The following is a 1,463-nucleotide window of genomic DNA, read 5'->3' on the forward strand; positions in this document are numbered from 1 at the left end:
ATGATGGTAGCGTCGTCCATGGTGGTGCGTCCTCTTTGGTCGGTGGCTTGTGTCGCAACAACAAACCAACCAGATGCACCGCCAGCTTTCAAACCAGCCGGACACCAGATTCACTCATAGCTCGGAGTTGTTTGGACTGATCGTCGAGGAGTGAACCATGTGTCTTCGTCATACGCGGAGCTTTCTGTAGATTGGGCGCCGTCTATCTGTTCGTGTCGGCACGATCGCATAGTGCCGCTTTTGATGCGCGTCTCAAGCCTATGATCACTTGCCCCTGATCCGCCTCACTTGAGTGGTCCAGTTTGATTGTTGAAGCACGATCGCCCTTTCGGCCATCTGCACGATGGTTTCTGGTGCTGATGGTTGATAGCCTAAAGCACTTTGGGGCCGTTTTGTACTGTAGTGCTTCGGAGGTGCCTCGGATTGTCTCAACCGGTTCCGGTCGTTTCCAAAGTGGATTTTCGCGTTGGTATTGGGTCAGTTTGAAATTGTCGGCTGACGCTTTTTGTACGGGCCGCGTTTCTTAGGTGCAGGTTCGTTCGCATCGACCAGCGCCACCAGATCGGCAACATCCCAAAGGCGATCCGTCAGACCGGAAGCCATTGCGGGCGTGACCTTGAGTGTCTGATGGATGCGGCAGTAGTTGTAATACATGAAATGCAGCGCAACCGCATGCATGTGGTTTTCAACCTTCTTGCTGAAACCATTGGTCAGGCGCGTGAAGCGGCGCATGTGCATCCGCATTGTCAGATTTTGGCGTTCGACGTGTGACGTGCTGATCAGCGTCTTGTCGGGATTGCCTTCAACGGCGCGCTTCTTGATGCCAGTGCATTCGGCGAGGCTGTATTTCTTTTCGTGACCCTTGGAGCCAGTCGGCCCGCCGTAAATCTTGATTAGCTGCGCATAGTCCACGTCACCGCCGAATGCGCCCTCGACGGCTTCGAGATAAGCCTTGTGACCATCTGTGGTCAGTTGAACGCGGTTCGCCAGACGGTCGCGCAGATCGTCCATGAACTCGATTGCATATTCGCTGTCACGCCCGCCTACCATGTAGGACACGATCAACTTGCTATCGCTGTCCAGCGCGGTCCACGTCCATGTGTCGCCAGCGCCTTCTGGCGCCTCCTTGGCCGCAGCAACGTTCTTTTGCTTGGCGTAGGTGAATGACCAGATTTCGTCGCACTGGATAACCGAGGCTTTGACATTGCGCACATGCTCGTCGTGGTATTCGGCACATGCCTTGCCCGCGTCGATCAGCAGCTTGTTGACCGTATTCTTGCTTACATCAGCAATGCGCGACGTTGCGCGGGTGCTGTCAGACTAATTCGAACTCGTCTCTGCCAGGACAGCAACGCTGTCCCTTATGCCGCGCAGAGACCACGCCACTCGGCCAGAGCAACGGTTCGGTTCTGCTTGAAGTGATCTCGTTTGGAGAGGCTGCGATCCTGGTTGAAATGGTTGAC

At 55.1% G+C, this 1,463-nt stretch carries 1 pseudogene; it reads right to left on the reverse strand.

Features of this window, described 5'->3' with window-relative positions:
* Positions 1 to 477: 477 nt before the first annotated feature.
* Positions 478 to 1,317, reverse strand: a pseudogene (locus tag JF290_RS19380) (IS1 family transposase); the annotation flags it as partial.
* Positions 1,318 to 1,463 lie beyond the last annotated feature (146 nt).

Origin of the sequence: Sedimentitalea arenosa, from assembly GCF_016428585.1 — a bacterium.
Lineage (GTDB): Bacteria > Pseudomonadota > Alphaproteobacteria > Rhodobacterales > Rhodobacteraceae > Sedimentitalea > Sedimentitalea arenosa.